Origin of the sequence: Massilia sp. ZL223 (genome assembly GCF_018119395.1) — a bacterium.
Lineage (GTDB): Bacteria > Pseudomonadota > Gammaproteobacteria > Burkholderiales > Burkholderiaceae_D > Telluria.
The window spans coordinates 1-22584 of sequence record NZ_JAGPWD010000037.1 but is presented as its reverse complement, the minus strand read 5'-3'; the positions used below and the strand labels follow the sequence as shown (position 1 = coordinate 22584).

At 66.5% G+C, this 22584-nt stretch carries 22 protein-coding genes; 11 read left to right on the top strand and 11 right to left on the bottom strand.

All coding sequences use genetic code 11. The annotated features are described in order from the left end of the window. Nucleotides 1-7 precede the first annotated feature (7 nt). A complete protein-coding gene (pmbA, locus tag KBW95_RS19695) occupies nucleotides 8-1360 on the bottom strand; it encodes a metalloprotease PmbA (protein WP_211524086.1) in 1353 nt (450 codons plus the stop codon). A 107-nt stretch (nucleotides 1361-1467) separates the two neighbouring features. On the opposite strand from pmbA, the gene yjgA reads away from it, so the two are divergent. Genes yjgA through KBW95_RS19680 form a run of 3 tightly spaced genes read left to right on the top strand, consistent with a single transcriptional unit; the run spans nucleotide 1468 to nucleotide 3341 of the window. Continuing rightward, nucleotides 1468-2067, top strand: a complete 600-nt coding sequence (yjgA, locus tag KBW95_RS19690) for a ribosome biogenesis factor YjgA (RefSeq protein ID WP_211524085.1) — start codon at nucleotides 1468-1470, stop codon at nucleotides 2065-2067. Further along, nucleotides 2048-2659 carry a molybdopterin adenylyltransferase gene (gene mog, locus KBW95_RS19685; RefSeq protein WP_211524084.1) on the top strand — a complete coding sequence of 204 codons (612 nt, stop codon included), beginning with the start codon at nucleotides 2048-2050 and terminating at the stop codon, nucleotides 2657-2659. Before yjgA ends, mog begins: the two co-directional genes overlap by 20 nt. A gap of 13 nt (nucleotides 2660-2672) precedes the next feature. Then, on the top strand, nucleotides 2673-3341 hold the full coding sequence (locus KBW95_RS19680; RefSeq protein ID WP_211529137.1) for an alpha/beta hydrolase: 669 nt from the start codon (nucleotides 2673-2675) through the stop codon (nucleotides 3339-3341). A gap of 174 nt (nucleotides 3342-3515) precedes the next feature. On the opposite strand, the gene KBW95_RS19675 is transcribed toward KBW95_RS19680, so the two are convergent. Continuing rightward, on the bottom strand, nucleotides 3516-4841 hold the full coding sequence (locus KBW95_RS19675; RefSeq protein WP_211529136.1) for an aspartate aminotransferase family protein: 1326 nt from the start codon (nucleotides 4839-4841) through the stop codon (nucleotides 3516-3518). A gap of 103 nt (nucleotides 4842-4944) precedes the next feature. On the opposite strand from KBW95_RS19675, the gene KBW95_RS19670 reads away from it, so the two are divergent. Next, complete coding sequence (locus KBW95_RS19670) at nucleotides 4945-5499, top strand: carboxymuconolactone decarboxylase family protein (RefSeq protein ID WP_211524081.1); 555 nt, start codon at nucleotides 4945-4947, stop codon at nucleotides 5497-5499. A 146-nt stretch (nucleotides 5500-5645) separates the two neighbouring features. Here KBW95_RS19670 and KBW95_RS19665 read toward each other — a convergent pair whose 3' ends face one another. From KBW95_RS19665 to KBW95_RS19655, 3 genes are read right to left on the bottom strand one after another with little or no spacing between them, the layout of a single operon-like run. Beyond that, nucleotides 5646-6500: a fumarylacetoacetate hydrolase family protein gene (locus KBW95_RS19665; protein ID WP_211529135.1), complete on the bottom strand. Its 855-nt coding sequence runs from the start codon at nucleotides 6498-6500 to the stop codon at nucleotides 5646-5648. Nucleotides 6501-6548: 48 nt separating this feature from the next. Next, a complete protein-coding gene (locus KBW95_RS19660) occupies nucleotides 6549-6923 on the bottom strand; it encodes a cytochrome c family protein (RefSeq protein WP_211524079.1) in 375 nt (124 codons plus the stop codon). Next, a complete protein-coding gene (locus KBW95_RS19655) occupies nucleotides 6920-7465 on the bottom strand; it encodes a cytochrome c (protein WP_211524078.1) in 546 nt (181 codons plus the stop codon). The genes KBW95_RS19660 and KBW95_RS19655 overlap by 4 nt, the downstream gene beginning before the upstream one ends. 194 nt (nucleotides 7466-7659) lie before the next feature. On the opposite strand from KBW95_RS19655, the gene KBW95_RS19650 reads away from it, so the two are divergent. The 4 genes from KBW95_RS19650 to KBW95_RS19635 are packed head-to-tail and all read left to right on the top strand — an operon-like array spanning nucleotide 7660 to nucleotide 11715. Then, complete coding sequence (locus KBW95_RS19650) at nucleotides 7660-7947, top strand: cytochrome c family protein (protein ID WP_373888831.1); 288 nt, start codon at nucleotides 7660-7662, stop codon at nucleotides 7945-7947. Continuing rightward, complete coding sequence (gene coxB, locus KBW95_RS19645) at nucleotides 7944-8873, top strand: cytochrome c oxidase subunit II (protein ID WP_211524077.1); 930 nt, start codon at nucleotides 7944-7946, stop codon at nucleotides 8871-8873. Before KBW95_RS19650 ends, coxB begins: the two co-directional genes overlap by 4 nt. Next, a complete protein-coding gene (gene ctaD, locus KBW95_RS19640; protein ID WP_211529134.1) occupies nucleotides 8870-11386 on the top strand; it encodes a cytochrome c oxidase subunit I in 2517 nt (838 codons plus the stop codon). Before coxB ends, ctaD begins: the two co-directional genes overlap by 4 nt. Before the next feature lie 2 nt (nucleotides 11387-11388). After that, nucleotides 11389-11715 (top strand): hypothetical protein, encoded by a 327-nt coding sequence (locus KBW95_RS19635; protein ID WP_211529133.1) that lies wholly within the window; start codon nucleotides 11389-11391, stop codon nucleotides 11713-11715. Between the two features lie 10 nt (nucleotides 11716-11725). Here the strand turns inward: KBW95_RS19635 and KBW95_RS19630 are convergent, their stop codons facing one another. Together KBW95_RS19630 and KBW95_RS19625 are read right to left on the bottom strand one after the other, a co-directional pair. Further along, nucleotides 11726-12949: an MFS transporter gene (locus tag KBW95_RS19630; protein WP_373888830.1), complete on the bottom strand. Its 1224-nt coding sequence runs from the start codon at nucleotides 12947-12949 to the stop codon at nucleotides 11726-11728. A gap of 11 nt (nucleotides 12950-12960) precedes the next feature. After that, nucleotides 12961-14070, bottom strand: coding sequence for an alpha/beta hydrolase (locus tag KBW95_RS19625; protein WP_211524074.1), 1110 nt, complete (start codon nucleotides 14068-14070; stop codon nucleotides 12961-12963). 101 nt (nucleotides 14071-14171) lie between these two features. On the opposite strand from KBW95_RS19625, the gene KBW95_RS19620 reads away from it, so the two are divergent. Continuing rightward, nucleotides 14172-15065 (top strand): LysR family transcriptional regulator, encoded by an 894-nt coding sequence (locus KBW95_RS19620; protein ID WP_211529132.1) that lies wholly within the window; start codon nucleotides 14172-14174, stop codon nucleotides 15063-15065. A 5-nt stretch (nucleotides 15066-15070) separates the two neighbouring features. Here KBW95_RS19620 and KBW95_RS19615 read toward each other — a convergent pair whose 3' ends face one another. From KBW95_RS19615 to KBW95_RS19600, 4 genes are all read right to left on the bottom strand, one after another. Continuing rightward, complete coding sequence (locus tag KBW95_RS19615; protein WP_211524072.1) at nucleotides 15071-15931, bottom strand: oxygenase MpaB family protein; 861 nt, start codon at nucleotides 15929-15931, stop codon at nucleotides 15071-15073. A gap of 25 nt (nucleotides 15932-15956) precedes the next feature. Continuing rightward, the gene (locus tag KBW95_RS19610; protein WP_211524071.1) at nucleotides 15957-17267 is read right to left on the bottom strand and encodes a sorbosone dehydrogenase family protein; all 1311 of its coding nucleotides are present in this window, start codon (nucleotides 17265-17267) and stop codon (nucleotides 15957-15959) included. Nucleotides 17268-17358: 91 nt separating this feature from the next. Then, entirely contained in the window at nucleotides 17359-18606 is a 1248-nt protein-coding gene (locus KBW95_RS19605) for an MFS transporter (RefSeq protein ID WP_211529131.1), read from the bottom strand. Further along, the gene (locus tag KBW95_RS19600) at nucleotides 18606-20003 is read right to left on the bottom strand and encodes a 4Fe-4S cluster-binding domain-containing protein (RefSeq protein WP_211529130.1); all 1398 of its coding nucleotides are present in this window, start codon (nucleotides 20001-20003) and stop codon (nucleotides 18606-18608) included. The genes KBW95_RS19605 and KBW95_RS19600 overlap by 1 nt, the downstream gene beginning before the upstream one ends. A 279-nt stretch (nucleotides 20004-20282) precedes the next feature. Here KBW95_RS19600 and KBW95_RS19595 point away from each other — a divergent pair, with 279 nt between their 5' ends. Beyond that, a complete protein-coding gene (locus tag KBW95_RS19595; protein WP_211524056.1) occupies nucleotides 20283-20747 on the top strand; it encodes a cache domain-containing protein in 465 nt (154 codons plus the stop codon). A gap of 79 nt (nucleotides 20748-20826) precedes the next feature. Next, nucleotides 20827-22530, top strand: coding sequence for a methyl-accepting chemotaxis protein (locus KBW95_RS19590; protein ID WP_373888829.1), 1704 nt, complete (start codon nucleotides 20827-20829; stop codon nucleotides 22528-22530). Nucleotides 22531-22584: the final 54 nt, after the last annotated feature.

Below are 22584 nucleotides of genomic sequence, written 5' to 3'. Positions count from 1 at the left end.
CCTCCGCTCAGTTGCCGGCCACGACCATCTTCTCGATCAGGATCGAGCCGGTCGCCTTGTTGCCGCGCGTCAGTACATCGCTGCCGACCGCGACGATCTGCTGGAACATCTCGCGCATGTTGCCGGCGATGGTGATTTCCTCGACCGGGTACTGGATCACGCCGTTCTCGACCCAATAGCCGGACGCGCCGCGCGAATAGTCGCCGGTGACGTAGTTCACGCCCTGGCCCATCAGTTCGGTTACCAAGAGGCCGGTGCCCATCTTGCGCAGCATGCCTTCGAAGTCGTCGGCGCGGCGGGTACCGGTCGACACCATCTCCAGGTTATGCGAACCGCCGGCGTTGCCGGTGGTCTGCATGCCCAGCTTGCGTGCCGAATACGAAGACAGGAAGTAGCCCTGCAGCACGCCATCCTTGACCACCTTGCGGCGCACGGTCTTGACGCCTTCTTCGTCGAAGGGCGCCGAGCCGACCGCGCCGATCAGGTGCGGGTCTTCGACGATCTGGATGTGGCTCGGGAAGACGGACTTGCCCAGCGTGTCGAGCAGGAAGCTCGACTTGCGGTACAGCGAGCCGCCCGAGACCGCCTGCACGAAGGCGCCGAGCAGGCCGGCGGCCAGCGGCGCCTCGAACAGCACCGGGCAGGTGCGGGTATTGAGCTTGCGCGCGTTCAGGCGCGCCAGGGCGCGTTCGGCGGCATAGCGGCCGACGGCTTCCGGCTGGGCCAGCTGCCTGGGATCGCGTGACGAGGTGTACCAGTCGTCGCGCTGCATCTGGTTGCCCTTGCCCGCGATCGGCGCCACCGAAATGGTGTGGCGCGAGAACGGATAGCCGCCGATGAAGCCGCGCGAATTGGCGCCGACGAAGTGCGACTGCTGGACGTAGACGCTGGCGCCTTCGCTGTTGGTGACGCGGCGGTCGACCTCGAAGGCGGCGTTTTCGCAGCGCTTGGCCAGCTCGACGGCTTCCTCGGTCGAGATCTCCCAGGGGTAGAACAGGCGCAGGTCGCGCGGACTGGTTTCGAGCAGCTCGGCGTCCGGCAGGCCGGCGCAGTCGTCCTCGGCGGTAAAGCGGGCGATGTTCCAGGCCGCTTCGACGGTCGCCTTCAGCGAGGACGGCGAAAAGTCCGAGGTGTTGGCGTTGCCGCGGCGCTGGCCGTAGTAAACGGTGACGCCCAGGCCCTTGTCCTTGTTCTGCTCGATGGTCTCGATGTTTCCTTTACGAACTGAAACCGACAACCCGCTACCCTCGCTGATCTCGACCGAGGCGTCGGTCGCACCCTGCTCTCGGGCAATGGCCAGCACGTCGCGTGCAAGCTGTTTCAGCTGATCCTGGGTGTGGGTAAAAAAGGAATCGTTCATGTCGTGTTTTTCGTAGCGAGCCCTAAAACAGTTATCATAGCAGCCGTTTACAGTTTTCACTGATCGGCCCAGCGCCAATCAAATCATTCCGGAATTTTCCTCAAATTATGCCTAATCCAAATCGCGGCTCCGTGGGCTTCCAGTCCAACGAGTTCGACCAAGAATACGAACGTCCCTCCAAGTCTGAACTCAAGCGCCAGGTGAACGAGTTGCAGAAGCTCGGAGAGCAGCTCGTCGACGAGCCGCGCGACCGGGTCAAGCGCGTGCCGATGCCGGAAGACGTCAAGGACGCCATCCTCGAGTGCCAGACCATCACCAACCACGAGGGCCGCCGCCGCCAGCTGCAGTTCGTGGGCAAGAAGATGCGCACCCTGACCGAGGAAGAAGTCGATGTCATCCGCCGCACCATCGACAGCTGGAAAGGCGCCTCGAAGGCCGAGACGGCCGCGCTGCACGCCCTGGAGCGCCGCCGCGAGAAGCTCCTTAGCGACGACAAGGCCCTGACCCAGCTGCTGGCCGAACACCCGCAACTCGACGCCCAGCACCTGCGCACCCTGATCCGCAACGCGCGCAAGGAGCAGGCCGAGAGCAAGCCGCCCAAGGCCTACCGCGAGATCTTCCAGATCCTGAAGGACCTGGGCAAGAAGCCGAAACAAGCTGCTGCCGACGACGACGAGGAAGCGCCGGATGACGACGCCGACGAATGAACTGGTGATTGGCCTGGTGTCGGTCTCGGACCGCGCCAGCGGCGGCGTGTATGAAGACAAGGGCATTCCTGCGCTGCAGGAGTGGCTGGCGACGGCCATTACCACCCCTTACCGCATCGAGACCCGCCTGATCCCCGACGAACGCGCGGAGATCGAGCGCACCCTGGCCGAGCTGGTCGACACGGCGCGCTGCCACCTGGTGCTGACCACCGGCGGCACCGGCCCGGCGCGGCGCGACGTTACGCCGGAAGCCACCCTGGCCGTGGCGACCAAGGAGATGCCGGGATTCGGCGAGCAGATGCGCCAGATCAGCCTCAAGTTCGTGCCGACCGCCATCCTGTCGCGCCAGACCGCGGTGATCCGCGAGACGGCGGACCACGCGGCCCTGATCATGAACCTGCCGGGCCAGCCGAAGTCGATCAAGGAAACCCTGGAAGGCCTGAAGGACGAGCAGGGTAAGGTGGTCGTCGGCGGCATCTTCGCGGCCGTCCCCTACTGCATCGACCTGATCGGCGGACCGTACATGGAAACCGACCCGGCCGTGAGCAAGACCTTCCGCCCGAAGTCGGCACTGCGTCCGCCAGCAAACTAACGAGGAATTCTGCATGACCCAGCTCCTGGAAAACATCGAGATCGAAACCGCACTGAATCCTGAAGTCGCGATCATCTGGCTGCACGGCCTGGGCGCCGACGGCAACGACTTCGTGCCGATCGTGCGCGAGCTGGACCTGGCCGGGCTGCCGGGCATCCGCTTCGTGTTCCCGCATGCGAAGACCATGCCGGTGACGATCAACGGCGGCTACGTGATGCGCGCCTGGTACGACATCACCGGCGCCGAGCTGACCCGCCGCGAGGACGAAGGCGGCCTGCGCGCCTCGCAGCGCGATGTCGAGGCACTGATCGCACGCGAGAAGGAGCGCGGGATTCCGGCGTCGCGCATCATCCTGGCGGGCTTCTCGCAAGGCTGCGCGATGACCTTGCAGACCGGCCTGCGCCATCCGGAGAAGCTGGCGGGCATGCTGTGCCTGTCGGGTTACCTGCCGCTGGCGACCGTCGTCGGCAACGAGCGCAACGAAGTAGGCTTGTCTACCCCGATCTTCATGGCGCACGGACGCCAGGATCATGTGGTGCCCTTCCTCCGCGCGGAACAGTCGCGCGATGCGCTGCAGGCGATGGGGTATCAGGTGGAGTGGCATGCTTACCAGATGCAGCATTCGCTGTGCCTGGAGGAGGTGCAGGATATTTCGAAGTGGATTCGGAAGGTGCTTTCCTAGATTTCGCGTTTTGGGTCTGCATGCAAACTTGGATCCCGGCCTTCACCGGGATGACGGAGCATAGAGTTGTGGCAGGATTAGCAGTACCACTGCCTTTAAAACCGTCGTTACTGCCACTGGCAGTAACGACTCCCGGCGAAGGCCGGAACCCAAGTTCGCAGCGCACCACTAGCCTCACTGCTTCAACGCCGCATCCACCGCATCCTCCAGCCGCGACACAATCTCCGACAAATCCGCCGCAGTCGCAATGAACGGCGGCGCCAGCAGCACGTGATCCCCACGCTGCCCATCGATGGTTCCACCCATCGGATACACCATCAGCCCCCGCTCCATCGCCTTCTGCTTGAGCACCGCATGCAGCCTGCGCTCCGGCGCGAACGGCTCCCTGGTCGAGCGATCCTGCACGAACTCCAGCGCGAGCAGCAGCCCGCGCCCGCGGATATCCCCCACATGCTCGTGCACCCCGAACACATCCCCCAGCATGCGCCGCAAGGTCGCCCCGCGGCTGCGCACCCTTGCCAGCAGATCGTCGCGCTCGATCACCTGCTGCACCGCCAGCGCCGCCGCCGCCGCCACCGGATGCCCGATGTAGGTATGCCCATGCTGGAACGCCCCGCTGCCGTTGCGGATGCAGTCGACGATGGCCTTATGCGCCAGCACCGCCCCGATCGGCTGGTAGCCCGCCGCCAGCCCCTTGGCCACGGCGACGATGTCCGGCGCCACGCCATCCTGCTCGATCGCATACATGGTCCCGGTGCGTCCCATCCCGCACATCACCTCGTCGGCGATGAACAGGATGCGGTAACGGTCGCAGATCTCGCGCACGCCCTTGAAATAGCCCGGCGTCGGCGGAATCGCCCCGCCCGTCGCTCCCACCACCGGCTCGGCGCAGAAGGCGATGATGTTCTCCGGACCGGTCTTGAGGATCGTGGTTTCCAGTTCGTCGAGCAGGCAGGCGGTGTAGTCGTCCACGCTCTGGCGCTCTGGCCTGTCGCGGTACTCGTAGCAGGGCGACACCCGCACCGTATCCATCAGCAGCGGCGCGAAGGCCTTGCGGCGCCACTCGTTGCCACCCACCGCCAGCGCGCCGAGCGTGTTGCCGTGGTAGCTCTGGCGCCGCGCCAGGAACAGGCGGCGCTTCGGTTCGTTCAGCTCCACCCAATACTGGCGCGCCAGCTTGAGCGCGGTCTCCATCGCCTCCGAGCCGCCCGACACCAAGTAGACGCCGCTCAGGTCCTCGGGCGCGCCGGCCGCCAGGCGGTCGGCCAGTTCCTCGGCCGCCTCGGTGGTGAAGAAGCCGGTGTGCGCGTAGGCGCAGCGCTCGATCTGGCGGTGCATGGCGGCGATGACGTCCGGGTGGCCATGGCCCAGCGAGGACACGGCGGCGCCGCCGCTGGCGTCGATATAGGTCTTGCCGTCGCTGGCGCGGATCGTGATGCCGTCCGCGCCCACCGCGACGGGCGGCACCTGGCGCAAGTTGCGGTGGATGATATGGCTCATGGCGAATCCTCCGAGAGAGTACGACGATTGACGATAAGCGCCCTCGCGCCCGTCAACTTTGATATTTTCCGCAGGTCATGCAAATAAGCCTTCTGGACGACACATGAACGACCGCCTCGGCCCCATCCCCCTGGAAGACATGAACGCCGCCCAGCGCGCCGCCGCGCAGGAAATCATCGACGGGCCGCGCGGCGCGGTATACGGGCCGTTCGTGCCGCTCTTGCGCAGCCCCGAGCTGATGGCGCTCGCCCAGCGCATGGGCGAGTACCTGCGCTACCGCAGCGCGATCGGCATCCGGCTGTCGGAGCTGGCGATCCTGGTCACGGCCAGGCAGTGGGACCAGCAGGTGGAATGGGCGATTCACGCGCCGATCGCGGAGAAGGTGGGGATACCGGTGTCGGTGATCCTGGCAGTTGCGGAGCGGCGCCGGCCGGAGGGCATGCTGGTGGACGAGGCGGTGGTGCACGACTTCTGCGTGGAACTGCACGAGAAGAAGGCGGTGTCGGACGGGGTGTATGCGGATGCGCTGGCGCAGTTCGGGGAACAGGGGGTGGTTGATCTGATGGGGATCAACGGGTATTACACGTTTTTGGCGATGGTGATGAATACGGCCAGGACGGCGGTGCCTGAAGGGGAGGAATGGGTGCTGCCGGAGTAGGTGGTGTGCCAGCAAACTTGGGTCCCGGCCTTCGCCGGGACGACGGTTTTAAGGCAAACGGTTAGGTACGAGTATCGTGGCCCGCGCCCCTAGCACGTCGTCCCGGCGAAGGCCGGGACCCAAGTTTTCCTGAACAGCCGTAACCCTTATTTCGATTTAGGGAATGCGATAACTTCCTGCTGCTGCTCCCCCAACCCCGCAATACCCAGGCGCAGCTGATCGCCCTTCTTGAGGAAGCGCTGCGGCGAGCGCCCCATCCCCACCCCCGGCGGCGTCCCGGTAGTGATCACATCCCCCGGCTCCAGGGTCATGAAACGCGACACATAGCTGACAATCTGCGCCACCGAGAAAATCATGTTCGAGGTATTCCCCGTCTGCATGCGCTTGCCATTGAGTTCCAGGTACAGGTCCAGGTCCTGCACGTCGAACACCTCGTCGCGCGTCACCAGGAAGGGGCCCACCGGCCCGAAGGTATCGCAGCCCTTGCCCTTGTCCCACTGCGAGCCCATCTCGAACTGGAAGGCCCGCTCCGACACGTCGTTGACCACGCAATAACCCGCCACATACTTGAGCGCCTCGTCCTCCGGCACATACTGCGCGCGCGCGCCGATCACGACGCCCAGCTCGACTTCCCAGTCGGCCTTCTTCGAACCTTTCGGCAGCTGGATCGGATCGTCCGGCCCGGACAGGCTGCTGATCGCCTTGGTGAAGAACACCGGCTCCTTCGGCACCGTGGAACCCGTCTCGGCCGCGTGGTCCGCGTAGTTCATGCCGATGCCGATGAATTTGCCGATGCCCTTGACCGGCACGCCCAGGCGCGGATTGCCGCGCACCAGCGGCAGGGTCTTCCAGTCGACCTTGGCCAGCTTGCGCAGGGCCTTGTCCGACAGGACGTTCGCGTCGATGTCGTCGATGATGCCGGACAGGTCGCGCAGGCGCCCTTCTTCGTCGAACAGGCCCGGTTTCTCTTTGCCCGGGCGGCCATAGCGCACCAATCTCATGCTGTGTTTCCCTGTAATGAATCAAGAGGGCGATGATACCAAGGATCGCTACTGGCTGAGCAGATAGGCGCTGATGTCGACGGCGTCGCGCTCGCTCACGCCCATCGCGGGCATGGCGGTCTCGGGATCGATGGCCTGCGGGTCGCGGATCCAGCGCGCCAGGTTGGCCTGGGTCAGCGGCAGCTGCCCCGCGATGTACTTGCGCTTGGCCAGCCCCTCGAGCGGACGCCCGACATAGACCTCGGAGCCCGCGATTCCCGGAATCACGTGGCAGGCGTGGCAGGCATACTGGGTCAGGATCCTGCGGCCGCGCTCCGGGTCGCCCTGCACACCCGGCGCCGGCGCATCCTTGCCCTTGCATCCCGCCAGAAGCACGGCGACCAGCAGCGCAGCCGTCAGCAACACCGAGCGGATCGCAGTCATGGCTTCTCCTCCTGCAGCGCGGTCATGCGCCGGTAGTCGCGCGCCGACATGCCCGGCATGTGGGACACGAACGCCACCACCGCCCACAGGTCGCTTTCGCTGAGATGCACTTCCCAGGCCGGCATGCCGCTCATCTTCACGCCGTGGCGCGTGATCCAGTACAGCTCGCGGGTTTCCCAGCGCGCGGTGGCGTCCGACAAGGGCCCCGGCACCGGCTGCATGCTCATGCCGATGCTCGCCTGGGCCACGCCCGGACCGCCATGGCACTGCGCGCAGTTTTCGCGGTAGATGGCGGCGCCGCGCTGCAGCTGCTGGGGCGCTCCCAGCGCCGGCACCGCGATGTCCTGCGCATGGTGCTGGACCGAATAGCGCATGCCCTGCTCCAGCACCGCGTGCACCATGGGGAAATGCTGCTTGGTCGCGCCGATGTTGTACCAGCCGCCGAACAGGACCATGAGTCCCAGCGCGCCGCCCGCCAGCGCGCCGCCCAGCATTGTGAGCAGGATGGTCTTGACAACGAGTCGCGCGCGATTCGATAGCATGCATATGCCCGTTCTGTTGAAAAAAATACATCATATTTTTAGTATTATAAAAGCCACAGGTAAATTGCGAGATTCGATACGTGCGCTACCTTTCTCTCCCGGATGCTGTCGTTGGCCTGCCCTTGCGGGCGGTTTGCGTCCTTCTGCTGGCGCTGTCCGCATCCGGTTGCGCCAAGGAGGAAACACCTCGGCGGGTGACGGGCGGCGATGCGGAACGCGGCCTGCACCTGGTGCGCCAGTACCAGTGCGGCGCCTGCCACGCCATCCCCGGCGTGCCCGGCGCGGGCGGCGACGCCGGCCCCTCGCTCGCCCACACGGGACGCCTCGGCTACATCGCCGGGCGCATTCCCAACCAGCCCGCCAACCTGGTGCGCTGGCTGCAGGACCCGCCCGCGCTCAAGCCCGACACCGCGATGCCCTCGCTGGGCGTGTCGGAAGAAGAAGCGCGCCACATGGCCGCCTACCTGTACACACTGCGATGAGCGCGCCGCTGCAGTCCGTCCTCCATCCCGCCGGGGCCGACGCCGCCGTCATCAGCCAGTTCGCCTGGGTGCTGTTCGGCATCGGGGCGCTGATCTTCGTGGCGGTGATGGTCCTGGTCCTGCTGAGCGTGCGGCGCCAGGAGCGGCCGGTGCGCCCGGCGCTGTGGATCGCCGGCGCCGGCGTGGCCTTCCCGGTGGTGGTGCTGACCGCGCTGCTGGGCTGGAGCACCTGGCGCAGCGCCCAGCTCGTGCCGCAGACTTCGCACAAGGCCATGACCGTCTCCGTCACCGCCAAGATGTGGTGGTGGGAAGTGCGCTACCGCGATCCGCGCACCGGACGCGAGATCGTCACCGCCAACGAGATCCATATCCCGGTCGGCACGCCGGTCTACCTCGGCCTGAACGCGGCCGACGTGATCCACAGCCTGTGGGTGCCTAACCTGGCTGGCAAGCGCGACATGATTCCCGGCCGCGTGACCGGCCTGACCCTGCGCGCCGACAAGCCCGGCGTCTACCGCGGCCAGTGCGCCGAATACTGCGGCGCCCAGCATGCCAGGATGGCCCTGCACGTGGTCGCGTCAACGCCGGAGGAATTCGACGCCTGGCTGGCGCGCCAGGCCGAGCCGGCGAAGGCTCCCGACACCCCGGAGCTGGCCCTGGGGCGCGCCGCCTTCCTGGAACAGCGCTGCCAAGCCTGCCACACCATACGCGGCGTGGCCGACGGCTCGCGCCTGGGCCCGGACCTGACCCACGTCGGCAGCCGCATGCAGATCGGCGCCGGCACCCTGCGCACCCACCGCGGCGCATTGGCCGGCTGGATCGCCGACCCGCAGGCCATCAAGCCGGGCGTCTTCATGCCGGCCTCGCAAGACCTCGACGGCGAATCGCTGCGCGCGCTGGCCGCTTACCTCGAACACCTGAAATGACCCGCGACAGTACCGTGCCAGATTCGCTCCCCAATTCCCTGCCCCGCCCCGGCGGCGAGCTCGCCCGCCTCGAAGAAGTCTGGCGCACGCCCACCGGCTGGCGCTTCTTCAAGTCGGTCAACAACACCAACATCGGCCTGCTCTACATCGGCACCGCGCTGCTGTTCTTCATCCTGGCCGGTATCCTGGCCCTGCTGATGCGGCTGCAGCTGGCAGTGCCGGAGAACACCCTGCTGAGCGCCTCGACCTACAACCAGGTGTTCACGATGCACGGCACCGTGATGATGTTCCTGTTCGCGATCCCCGTGGTCGAGGCGATCGCCGTCTACCTGCTGCCCAACATGCTGGGCGCGCGCGACCTGCCCTTCCCGCGCCTGTCCGCCTACGCGTACTGGGCCTACGCTTTCGGTGGCCTGGCTTTCTTCTGCACCCTGTTCGTCGGCCTGGCCCCGGACGGCGGCTGGTTCATGTATCCGCCGCTGACCGGCATGAAGTATTCGCCCGGCCTGAACGCCGACTTCTGGCTGCTGGGGATCGGCTTCATCGAGATCTCGGCCATCGCCGGCGCCATCGAACTGATCGTCGGCATCCTGTTCACGCGCGCGCCCGGCATGACGCTCGCGCGCATGCCGGTCTACGCCTGGGCGATGCTGGTGGTGGGCGTGATGATCGTGTTCGCCTTCCCCGCCGTGATCGCCGGCACCGCGCTGCTGGAGCTGGAACGCGCCTTCGACTGGCCGCTGTTCAACGCGGAGCGCGGCGGCGACCCGCTGCTCTGGCAGCACCTGTTCTGGTTCTTCGGTCATCCGGAGGTCTACATCATCTTCCTGCCCGCCGCCGGCATGGTCTCGACCATGATCCCGACCATTGCCCAGAGCCCGCTGGTGGGGCGGCGCGCCATCATCGTCGCGCTGGTGGGCGTGGGCTTCTTCAGCTTCGGACTGTGGGCCCATCACATGTTCACCGCCGGGCTGGGCATCCTGGAAATGAGCTTCGTTTCGGCCGCCAGCATGGCGGTGGCGGTACCGACCGCGATCCAGGTGTTCGGCTGGATCGCCACGCTCTGGCGCGGCAAGGTCAGCATGCACGCGCCCACGCTGTTCCTGCTCGGCTTCATGTTCATCTTCGTGCTGGGCGGCCTGACCGGGGTGATGGTGGCCGTGATTCCTTTCGACTGGCAGGTGCACGACACCTATTTCATCGTCGCCCATCTGCACTACGTGCTGATCGGCGGCATGGTGTTCCCGGTGTTCGCGGCCATCTATTACTGGCTGCCTCTCATCAACGGCAACCGCATGTCGGAGAAGCTGGCGCGCTGGGTGTTCTGGCTGATGTTCGGCGGTTTCAACATCGCCTTCTTCCCGATGCATATCACGGGACTCTACGGCATGCCGCGCCGGGTCTACACCTATCTGCCGGAGATGGGCTGGGACCTGCTCAACATGGTCTCCACCATCGGCGCCTTCCTGTTCGCGGCCGGGGTGCTGCTGTTCGCCATCGACGTGTTCCGTACCCTGCGCCGGCCCGAGCGCGAGGTCGGCAATCCATGGAACGCGGCCACGCTCGAATGGCTGCCCTCGGAAGACTACGGCAACCGCAGCATCGCGCGGGTCCACTCCGCCAATCCACTGTGGGACGACCCGGCCCTGTCGAAGGAAGTCGAGCAAGGCCAGCACTACTTGCCGAACACCGCCACCGGCCGGCGCGAGACCATCGCCACCAGCCCGGTCGGCGCCGAGCCGCGCTACCTGATGATCCTGCCGGGCGACAGCTGGCTGACGGTGCTGGCGGCGCTCGGCACGGCGGGCTTCTTCCTGCTGCTGACGGTCAAGCTGATCTGGCTCGCCTGGGCTTTCGGGCTCATGGCCGTGGCCTGCACCATCGGCTGGCTGTGGCAATCGGACCGCCCGCCGCCGATGCAGGAAGCGCGGGTGTCGCGCGACCTGGTCCTACCGGTCAATGCGCGCGGCACCGCATCGCAGTCGTGGTGGGGAACGATGATCATGCTGATCGTGGACGCCAGCATTTTCGCTTCCTTCGCCTTCGCCTACGTGCACATCTCGATGCGGCTGGAGATCTGCCCGCCGCCGGGCGCCTCCCTGCCCGACACGATCTGGCCGATGCTCTCCGCGGGCCTGCTGGCGGCCGGTTCCGCGCTGCTGTGGCTGGGAGGACGTTTCGACCGCAAGTTCCTGCCCTGGCTGACCCTAACGGCGCTGGGCTGCGCGGTCGCCTCCTTCCTGCTTGAATGGCATGGCTGGCAGCTGGTGCGCCTGGACGGCACGAAGGATGCGTGGAGCGCTGCCATCGCCACCCTGGTCGGCTACCAGGGCCTGCACATCGTGCTGCTGGCGATCCTGGCTCCCTACCTGTGCCTGCGCGTCTGGCGCGGCCACCTTACCAAGACCAGCCTGGCGACGCTCGACAACATCGTCCTGATCTGGCACTACACCACCCTGCAGGGCATCGCCGCGATTGCGGTGATCCGCGGCCTGCCCTTGCTGATGGACTGAGCATGCACGACCACTTCTTTGTGCGCCTCGCGCGCGGCTCCGCTCCCTTCGTGATCTGGGCCTTGCATTTCACCCTCTGCTACGGCCTGGCGGCGGCCCAGTGCACGCCAGGCGGAATGCGCGCGGGCGGGCCGGACCGCGTGCTGCTGGGCGTGGCGACGGTGGTGGCGCTGGCCGCCTGCGTGTGGCTGGGATGGCGCGCCCGGGGGCGCCTGCGGGAGCCGGACGTTGGCTTGTCTAACCGGGCGGCCGTGGCCGGCGCGATGCTTGGTGTGGTCGCCATCGCGTGGAACGGCATTCCGCTGCTGCTGGTGGCGGGATGCGCCTGAGCATATCGACTCAGGCGCCCTGCCCCGTCTCGGCGCGCGCAGTGCAGAAGGCCAGGACAGCCGCCAGCACCAGCAGGGCTGCGCTGGCCATGAAGGCCGTGCCGTAGCCGCTCCCGTCGACCAGGATGCCGCCGATGGTAGAGCCGAAGGCAATACAGAGCTGGATCATAGCCACCATCAAGCCGCCTCCAGCCTCTGCATCCTTGGGCAAGGCCTTGGCGAGCCATGACCACCAGCCGGTGGGCGCAGCCGTCGCAACCAGTCCCCACAAGCCAAGCAGGACAAAGGCCACCACCACCGACCCGCCGAAAGCGGTCAAACCGAGCGCGATGAGCGCCATCAGCAGCGGGATCGACACCAGCACTAGGTACAGGCCTTTTTTCAGGAAAGCGCCAATCAAGGTCGTGCCGATAACGCCTGCAACGCCAATCACCAGCAGGATCATCGACAGCGTGGGGACGTCCACGCGGGTGACGATCTCCAGGAAGGGGCGCACGTAGGTGAACAGGACGAACTGCCCCATGAAGAAGCTACCGACGGCCAACATGCCGATCCTCACCAGGGGCCGCTTCAGCAATTCGACAATCTTGCCCGAGCCGGCCGCACGCGGCGTAGCCTGCATGGACGGCAGGCTGCGCCATTGCCATGCCAGGGCAATCAGCGCCACGGGCACCAGGCACTGGAATGCGCCGCGCCAGCCGATCACGTTGCCGAGATAGCTGCCCAGCGGCGCGGCCACGACAGTGGCCAGCGCATTGCCGCCATTGAAGATGGCCAGCGCCCTGGGCACGCGTTGAATCGGCACCAGCCGCATGGCGACGGCCGCCGACATCGACCAGAACCCGCCCACCACCACCCCAATCAGGGCGCGCCCGATCATGTAGGTCACATAATTGGTCGCCAGCGCGACGACCAGGCCCGAGACACCCATCAGCGCGGTCAACAGCAGCAGCAAAGTCTTGCGGTCCATCGCGCCGGCCAGCGTCGAGATGGACAGGCTGGTCGCCACGGCGAACACGCCGGAGATGGCGATGCCGTAGCCCGTCAATCCCTCGCTGACGCCGAATTCCGCCGCCATGGGAGTGAGCAGGCTGACCGGCATGAATTCCGAGGCGATCAGCGTGAACACACACAGCGTCATCGCGAACACACCGCTCCAATATGCCGGTTGGCCGGCCGTCCCGCGGTGGGCGGCGGAATCGCCCACCCGGATCTCTGAAACTTGAGCAGTCATGACTTCCCTTCTCAGGCCAGGTGCCGCTGGAAGAAAGCGGTCAGCTTGTCCCAGGGGATCATGTTCGCGCGGTCATACAGGTCGACGTGACCGGCCCCCGGCACCCACAGCAGCTCCTTCGGCTCCGCAGCCCGGCGATAGGCATCCTCGCTGAACTCCCTCGAGTGCGACTGGTCGCCGGCGATGAACAGCAGCGGCCGTGGGGAAATCGTCTCGATATCGTTGAACGGGTAAAAATTGACGAACCGGACTTCGCTGGTCAGCATGCGGTTTTGCGTCAGTTCCATCGTGCGGCCGACCGGAATGTGGATGCCGCGTGAGGTGCGGTAGAAATCGTGGAACTCGCGCGTCACCGGGTCCGCGTCTTTTGGCAAGCGCACAGGCAGATAGCTCAGCCACTCCACTTTGCCGGTCGTGAACTCGCTGTAGCGCTGTTCGGCTGCCTTGGCGAGCAAGGCTTTGCGTTGCTCGAGGGTTTGCGACTGGCGTAGGCCATTGCGGGTGACGGCGCCCATGTCGTACATGCTGACCGTGGCAATGGCTTTCAGGCGCGGATCCATCTTGGCTGCACTGATGGCGAAACCGCCGCTGCCGCAAATACCCACGACGCCAATCCGATTGCGGTCGATACCGTCCCGCGTGCCGAGATAGTCGACCGCCGCGCTGAACGCCTCGGTATACATTTCAGGCGCGACCAGGTTGCGAACCTGCCCTTCGCTCTCGCCCCAGAAAGGCAAATCGATCGCCAGAGTGACGAATCCCCGCTCCGCCAGCTTTTGCGCATACAGCATGGAGCTTTGCTCCTTGACCGCCCCCATCGGGTGGCCGACGATGATGGCGGGAGCCGGCGTGCTCCGGTCCAGATGCCTGGGCGTGACGAGGTTCCCTGCGACGCGCATGCCGTACTGGTTCCTGAAGCTCACCTTCCGGATGCTCACCTTGTCGCTCTTGTAAAAATTGTCGGCGCCTGCGGGCGCGGCAAACACCGGACCGCCCGTGGCGGCAAGCATTCCCAGCGCAACGACGCCGGCGCCGGCGGCTTTGACAAATCCACGGCGATCGGTGACCGCTTCCACCGGGGATCCGACAGTGCGAGGAGGATGTTTCAGCGTTGTGCTCATGGTGATGGCTCCTTGTTGAAAATCAGGCTGCCATCTTGGCGGAAACCCACAGCTTTGATTAGCGGGGGCAATGTTCATGCAGTTGTGAGAAAATTTCAGCAATGGCATACCCTAAAGTGAACGATCTCCAAGCCTTCCTGGCCGTCGCGCGCGAGCAGAGCTTTACCAAAGCGGCGGCCAGGCTGGGCATCAGCCCATCGGCCCTGAGTCATTCGATGAGGGGGCTGGAAGAAAGGCTGGGCCTGCGCCTGCTGGCGCGCACCACGCGCAACGTGGCGCCGACGGAAGCCGGCGAACGGCTGATGCGCTCGATCGCCCCGCTGTTCGACCAGATCGCCGCCGAGGTGGACGCCGTCGGCGAATTGCGCGACAAGCCGAGCGGCACGATCCGCATCACCTGCACCGACGACCAGATCGAGCTCTGCCTGCGGCCAAAGCTGGCCGGTTTCCTGGCCGAGTATCCGGACATCACGCTGGAGTTCTATGTCGACTACGGGTTCACCAACGTGGTCGAGGAACGCTTCGATGCCGGCATTCGCATGGGAGAATCGATCAGCAAGGACATGATCGCCGCGCGGATCGGGCCCGACTGGCGCCTGTTCGTGGTGGGCTCTCCGTCCTATTTCGAGCGCCATCCCGCGCCGGCGACGCCGCACGAGCTGACCAGGCATGCCTGCGTCAATATCCGGCACCGGCCTTCCGGATCGATCTACGCGTGGGAGTTCGAAAAGGACGGCCAGGCATTCAGCGTCAAGGTCGAGGGGCAGCTGGTATTCAACAGCATCATCCACGTCCTCAATGCCGCTCTCGACGGCATCGGCCTGGCTTATGTCCCTGAACAGCTGGTGGCGCCTTACCTGGCCGATGGCCGGCTCAAACAGGTGCTAACCGAGTGGTGCCCGTATTTCCAGGGCTATCACCTGTACTACCCCAACAGGCGCCAGGCCTCGCCCGCATTTTCAGCCCTGGTCGACGCCCTCAGGTATCGCGGCTGACCACTTCATCCCTTGTCGCTGCTCACCGCGAGCCGGCGGGCGGCCTGCACAGACGGCGTATCGCCCAGCGGCAGCAGCATGGTCGTCCCCGCCAGCACGCGCACCATTCCCGCCTCGCCCAGGCGCAGACCGCGGCCACGCAGCTGCGGCAGCGAACGCACCGGCTCCGGAGTGATCTCGACGGCGGCGCGCACCAGCAGGCGCTGGAGCGGACGTATCGGCGTCGGGACGATCGGCGCCTCGTCCATCAGCCGCAGGAAGTCGGCAAGAATGTGCGATCCCCCCAGCCGGGGCGCGGTCCGCGCAAGCAGGGCTTCCCACGCGGCCCACGAACCGAGCGCCCCGGTCGCTCCGTACAGCCGGGCGGCAGGCTCGCCCTCGGCGAAGGCGGCGTCCTTCTCCGCCTGCGACAAGGGAACGGCGTAGCGGTGATAGGCCTCGACGAATCCGAAGGCGGCGGTCGCGTGCACCCAGTCGAGCAGCCTTGGGTCATTGGCGCGATAGGCCAGCCCCTCGGGCGTCGTGCCCTGCACGCGATCGTGCATCCGCACCACGCGCGCGATCAGCTGCTCCGCCGCCGAACGCGGGCCGTAAACGGTCATCATGGCCGCGAAGCCGGTACGGCGCAGGCGCATGACCGGATCGTAACGGAAGCTGCCGTGCTCCCACACGCCCGAGCGCACCGACGGTTCCGCCAGTTCGAGCAGCACCGCCGTCACGCCGCCGATGAACAGGGAGACCGGATTGGCGAACACGCGCCACGAAACGCCGCCCGCAGGCGTCAGCGCCGGTTCCCCCACGGGCTGGCTGAAGTCGAAGGCCATGCCCGGCGGCGGCTGCATCAGTTCCCGCAAGGTATTCAGCATCTGCGCCCTGCATACCGCCTGGCGGTCAGCGCGCCGGCGCCACCCGCCAGATCACATTGCCGACATCGTCCGCCACCAGCACCGCCCCGCCCTTGTCCACCGCCACGCCGACCGGACGCCCTAAGGCGTCGCCGTTCTTGTCGACGAAGCCGGTCAGGATGTCCGTCGGCTTCCCGCTCGGCATGCCGTCGCGGAAAGGCACGAACACCACCTTGTAGCCCGACAGCGGCTTGCGGTTCCAGGACCCGTGCTCGCCGATGATGGCGCCGCCGGCGAACTGCGGCAGCAGCGCGCCTTCATAGAAAGTCAACCCGAGCGCCGCCACGTGGGCGCCGAGCGCGTAGTCGGGCACGATGGCCTTGTCCACCAGGTCCGGGCGCGGCGGCTTGACGCGCGCGTCGACGTGCTTGCCGTAGTAGCTGTAGGGCCAGCCGTAGAAGCCGCCGTCCTTCACCGAGGTCAGGTAGTCCGGCACCAGGTCGCTGCCCAGTTCATCGCGCTCGTTTACCACGGTCCACAGCGCCCCGGTCTGCGGATGCCAGGCCAGGCCGTTCGGATTGCGCAGCCCGGAGGCGAACAGGCGGCTCTTGCCGGTGGCGATGTCCACCTCGAGGATGGCGGCGCGGTCGACTTCCTTGTCCATGCCGTTCTCGGCCACGTTGCTGTTCGAGCCGGAGGTGGCGTACAGCTTGGTCCCGTCCTTGCTGGCGATGATGTTCTTGGTCCAGTGGTGGTTCAGCGGGCCGCCCGGCAGCGGCGCCACCGGCTGCGGCGCGGCGGTGATCTCGGTCATGCCTTCCTTATAGGCGAAGCGCACGATGCCGTCGGTGTTGGCGACGTAGAAGGTGTCGCCCACCAGCGCCATGCCGAAGGGAGAATTCAGGTTCTTGATGAAGACGCGCTTGAGTTCCGCCACGCCGTCGCCGTCGGTGTCGCGCAGCAGGCTGATGCGGTTGGCGCTGGGCACGGCGGCGCCGGCCTTCGTCATCACCTTCTTCATGATCCAGCCCTTGACGCCCTTGTACTCCTCGGGACGCTCGGGCGCATTGGTCTCGGCCACCAGCACGTCGCCGTTGGGCAGCACGTACAGCCAGCGCGGGTGGTCGAGGGCGGTGGCGAAGGCGTTCACCGCCAGGCCGGCGGCCGGGATCGGCCCGCTGCCCGAGGGCCAGCCCTTGGCGGGGGCGATGTCCACGGTCGGGATGGCCGTCTTGACCGGTTCCTTGATGACGGGTTGCGGACCGGCGTCGGCACCGGAAGGCAGGATCGATTTCTCGCCGCAGGCGGCAAGCAGCAGCGTGGCGCCTGCGAGCAGGCGCCCGGGACGGGTGCGCATGATTGTCCTCCTCCGGATATGAAGGATGACATTTTATATAGACAAAAAATTACGCCCCGTACGTTACCGCCGAGAAAGCACACGCATCCGGTCACGCCGCCGCTTTGCGGCGCCGCGCGAATTTCCACAAGCCCGGCAGCTGGACCAGCAGCAGCAGGGCGAAGGCGGTCTGGTAGGCGACGGCCGGCGGCCGGCCCGACAACTCCGGCTTCCACAGTCCGACCACCAGGCCAAAGCCGGCCTGCACCAGGAAGGCGCCGATGAAGATCAGCAGATTGAGGAAGGTCGCCGCGCGCCCGGTCAGTTCCTTCGGCATCGACTGCGCAACGATCGCGTATTCGATGCCGGTAATAGTGCCCACCAGCGTGAACAGCACCGAGAGCAGCTGGAAGCTCGGCTGGTAGCCGATCACGAAGCCCGCCTGCACCAGCACGAACACCGTCACGCCGGCCGCGGCGACGTCCAGCGGCGGCATGCCGCGCCGCCCAGCCCATTCCGTGACCATGCCCACCGCGATCGCGCCGAAGATGACGGCGGCCATGCTCAGGTACAGCAGGTAGGCCACCGCCGGCTCCGGAAAGCGCGCCACGTCCGACAGCCAGCGCCCGATCCACAGGCCCTGCACGCCGAAGAACACCGCATGCGGCGCCAGCACCAGCGAGATCACGCTGCGGAAGCTGGGCGTGCGCCACACTTCGCGCAGCGCCTGCAGCAGCGGTCCGCGCCTGGTCCCCGGGCTCTCGACGCGCGGATACAGCAGCGCGATCAGGAGGCCGGTGCAGGCCACCAGAGCGCCGAAGAGCAGGAACAGGCCGCGCCAGTCGGTGTACTCGAGCGCCGCCCGCACCGGTGTGGTGGCGGTGGCCGCGCCCAGGCCGCCGACCGCGATCAGGTAGCCGTGCACGGACGGCAGCCGGCTGGGCGCGATCCAGGTCGATACCGCCTTCACCGCGGCCATGAAGCAGCCACCCAGGCCGCAGCCCATCACGGCGCGCGCCAGCAGCAGCTGGGTGAAGCTGGTGCCGCGCGCGAACAGCAGCGCCCCGCAGGCGGCCAGCAGCAGCATCGCCAGCTGCACCAGGCGCGGCCCGTGGCGGTCGAGCGCGATCCCCACCGGCAGCTGCACCAGCGCGAAGGCGAAGAAGAAGGCGCTGGTGAGCAGTCCGAGCTGGCCGGGCGTGAGCGCCAGTTCGCCGGCCAGGTGCGAGGCCAGCACCGCATTCACGTTGCGCAGCAGCGAGGACAGGTAGTGGCCGAGTGCGAAGGGCAGGAACACGTAGAGGAAGACCGCCACGCCGGTCAGGCGTGGCGTGGCGGGCGCCGCCAGCGAAGGCTGCATCAGGCGGCGTCCGGATGCTGTTCGGAGCCGCGCTGGCCATGCGGCACCAGCGGGATCACGCGTCCGCCGGGGCCGCGCAGCGGGCCGCCGCTTTCCGTCTCGAAGAAGAAGCGGTCGCGCCCGAAGGCTGGTTTCAGGTGGTCGAGCCAGGTGGCCTCGGGATCGTAGCGCGCGAAGAAGGGCCGGCGCACCCAGTCCGGATTGCGGGCCTGCAGGAACTGCAGCGCGAACAGCTTTTCGCCGTTGATGGTGACCACGCCGTCGATGACCACCTTGCCCGGGAAGGCGCTCATCGACGGGCCGCGCACGGTGCGCGACAGGCCGGAGACCATCGAATAGGCTTCCTGGAAGATCTCGTGCGCCCGCGCCAGCGGCAGCGCGAAGTAGTCGCGCGGACCGGTGTCGCGCTCGACGAACATGTAATAAGGGATCGCGCCCAGGCGCACGCCGGTGGTCCACAGCTCGGCCCAGCTCTTCGGGTCTTCGTTGATGTGGCGGATCAGGGGACCCTGCATGCGCAGGGTGGCGCCGGTGCCGACGATGCGCTTGACCGCCTGCTGCGCGATCGGGTGGCGCAGCTCCACCGCGTGGTTGTAGTGGCCCATGATGGCCAGGTTCTTGCCGGCCCGGACCACCTTCTCGAACAGGCGCATCAGGTCGTCGCTGTCCTTGTCGGACACGTAGCGCTGCGGCCAGTAGGCCACCGACTTGGTGCCGATGCGGATGTTCTGGATGTGCGCCAGTTCCGGCGCCAGCAGCGGTTCCAGGAATTCCGCCAGCGAGCGGGTGTTCATGATCATCGGATCGCCGCCGGTGAGCAGCACGTCGGTCACGTCCAGGTGGTTCTTGAGGTAGGCCACCAGCTCGGTGCATTCGCGCGCGTCGAACTTCATGTCGTCCATGCCCACGAACTGCGGCCAGCGGAAGCAGAAAGTGCAGTAGGCGTGGCAGGTCTGGCCGGCGCTGGGGAAGAACAGCACCGTCTCCTTGTACTTGTGCTGCAGGCCCTTGAGCGGCGCATCGTTCACGCGCGGCACGTTGTGCGTCATCTGCCCTGCCGGGTGCGGATTCATGCGCATGCGGATGCGATGCACCATCTGGGCGGTGGCGGCGTCGTCCTTCTTGACCAGCACCAGGTCGCGCAGCTGCTCGTACTCGTCGGCGGGCAGCATGTCGCGGTGCGGGAAAGTCAGGCGGTAGATCGGATCGTCCGGCACCTTGTCCCAGTCGATCAGCTCTTCCAGCACATAGGCGTTGGTCCGGAACGGCAGCACGTGCGATACCACTTGCACCGCTTCCTGCAGCTCGGGAGTGAGCCACTCCCACTGGCGCGCGGCGACGATGCTCTGGCGCGTATAGGGCTTGAACTTGGCGGGCGTCGATTCTAGCGTGGTCACGGGAATTCTCCAGGAGAAAGGATGAAGAAGCGGGGCTACCGCGAAGAACCATGGTAGGACCGCTAAAGCAAAAGAAGTTGCCATCCATCAATCGGACTGTTCCTAACAATCGGCCTGGAACAAAGGGTGTGCAGGTAGGACAAAACCACCCTCGGTCCACACTGCGCAGGGACCGCGCGCGGTGTGCTTGAGCGAGCGCAATCCGTGGCCGATTCGGGTCGGTACATTTGTGAATGCACTTTAGAAATATTTCATGCGTACATCACGAAAGGAAGCCTCATGAAACTGATCGCCACCGCCGCGCTGACCCTGGGCCTGAGCTTGGGCTTCGCATCGACCGCCGCCCTTGCCAACGAACCGACCGAGAAGGACGCCATCGCGATGTGCGAACGTGGCGCGGCCCTCATCAAGAGCAAGGGCAAGGACGAGATGATGAAGCGCATCAACGCCAAGGATCCGGATTTCGTCCAGGGCGCCCTGTACATCGATATCCGCGACATCAAGACCGGCATCGTGCTGGCCCATCCCTACAACCCTTCGATCGTCGGCAAGGACCTGACCGACGTGCCGGATGCGAACGGCAAGAAGTACCGGCGCGAGATCATCGAGCTGGCTGCGGCCAAGGGCAAGGGCTGGGTCGATTACCAGTACAAGAATCCGACCTCGGGGAAGATCGAGCCGAAGACCACGTACATCCTGCGGGTGGACGATGTGGTGCTGGAGGCGGGGATTTATAAGAAGTGATTCCTGGTTGGCGGTGGGCTGTGCGAGCAAACTTGGGCCCCCGCCTGCGCGGGGGTGACGTGCGAGCGTTACGGGGTGAATGATGCTGAACAAACTGCGGATCGGGCAGAAGCTGCTGCTGGCCCCGGGGCTGGTGCTGGTGTTGCTGACCCTGTTGTCGGCGGCCGCCTACTACGGCATGGTGCGCCAGAACGCCTCGCTCGAGCACATGGTGCAGGTGCGCGCGGCGCGGCTGCAGGCGGTGGCCGACGTGGCGGGCGATGCGCGCTTCGCGCACGCGAACATCTACCAGCTGCTGGCCTGGGTCAACGGCAGCTTCGCCAGGAACCGCCTCGACGCCCTCACCGCCGACATCCACCGCAAGCATGCCGGCATCAAGGACAAACTGGACAAGCTCGGCAAGCTGGCCGAAGCCGGCGAGCGCGCCCCGATCGAGGCTTCCCTGAGCGCGCTGGCCGCCTACCGCAAGGCGGTGCTGGAGACCATCGAGCTGGCCCAGGTGGACCAGTCGATCGCGACCAACTCGATGCAGAAGGCCGAAAAGCAGTTCGGCGCCCTGGACGCCGAACTGGGACGCCTGGCGGCCCTGGAAAAGAAGCTCAGCGAGGACGCCTACACCGCCGCCAAGGCGGAATTCCGCTCGCTCGGCCTGAGCATGGCCGGCCTGGTGCTGCTGTCCATCGGCCTGTCGCTGCTGGTGACAATGCAGGTGCGGCGCTCGATGCTGGGCGGGATCCGCACCATTGCGCGCGCGGTGGACGACCTGGCCGAGGGCCGCCTCGACGCCCCGCCCGGCGCCAGCACGGGCCGCGACGAGATCGCCGACACCTCGCGCGCCCTCGACCACAGCTTCGCCCGCCTGAACGTGGCGCTGCACAGCATCCACACGGCGGTGCGCTCGATCGATACCGCGTCCAAGGAGATCGCCAGCGGCAATCTCGACCTGTCCACCCGCACCGAGATGCAGGCCGGATCGCTGGAGCAGACCGCCAGCGCCATGGAAGCCCTGACCACGGCGGTGAAGGACAACGCCAACAACGCGCGCCTGGCGTCCGAGCTGGCGGCCGAAGCCTCGCAGCTGGCGGCCAGCGGCGGCCAGGCCGTCGAGCGCGCGGTGGCGACCATGGAATCGATCAAGGCCAGCTCGCGCAAGATCGTCGAGATCATCGGCGTCATCGACGGCATCTCCTTCCAGACCAACCTGCTGGCGCTGAACGCGGCGGTGGAAGCGGCGCGCGCCGGCGAACAGGGACGCGGCTTCGCGGTGGTGGCCGCCGAGGTGCGCACCCTGGCGCAGCGCTCGGCCGCTGCGGCCAAGGAAATCAAGGCCCTGATCGCGGACTCGGTCACCATCATCGAAGGCGGCAACGCCTCGGTCAGCGAAGCCGGCGCCAGCATGGGCGACATCGTGGCCTCGGTGAGGCAGGTGAACGACATCATCGGTCGCATCAGCGTGGCCAGCACCGAGCAGGCCGAAGGCATCGCCGACGTCAACCGCGCGGTCGGGCAGATGGACGGCATGACCCAGCAGAACGCAGCGCTGGTGGAGCAGGCCGCGGCGGCGGCCGAGAGCCTGCACGAACAGACCGTCAACCTGGCGAAGGCGGTATCGATCTTCAAGATCGCACGGAAGCAGGACGGCATCGCCGAAAACCCTGCCGCGCAGTCAGAGGCAGAGGACGAGGACACCGAGTTGCGGGGCGTGGGCGAGCGGCGTGCGCCAACCAGCCCGATGCGGCCTAATACCACGCGCGTCCTGCCTGCGGCCCGGCGATCATCGTAGGGGGGGCGGCGCCCCCCGCCCCCCCCCGCCCCCCCCCCCCCCCCCGCAGGTGGG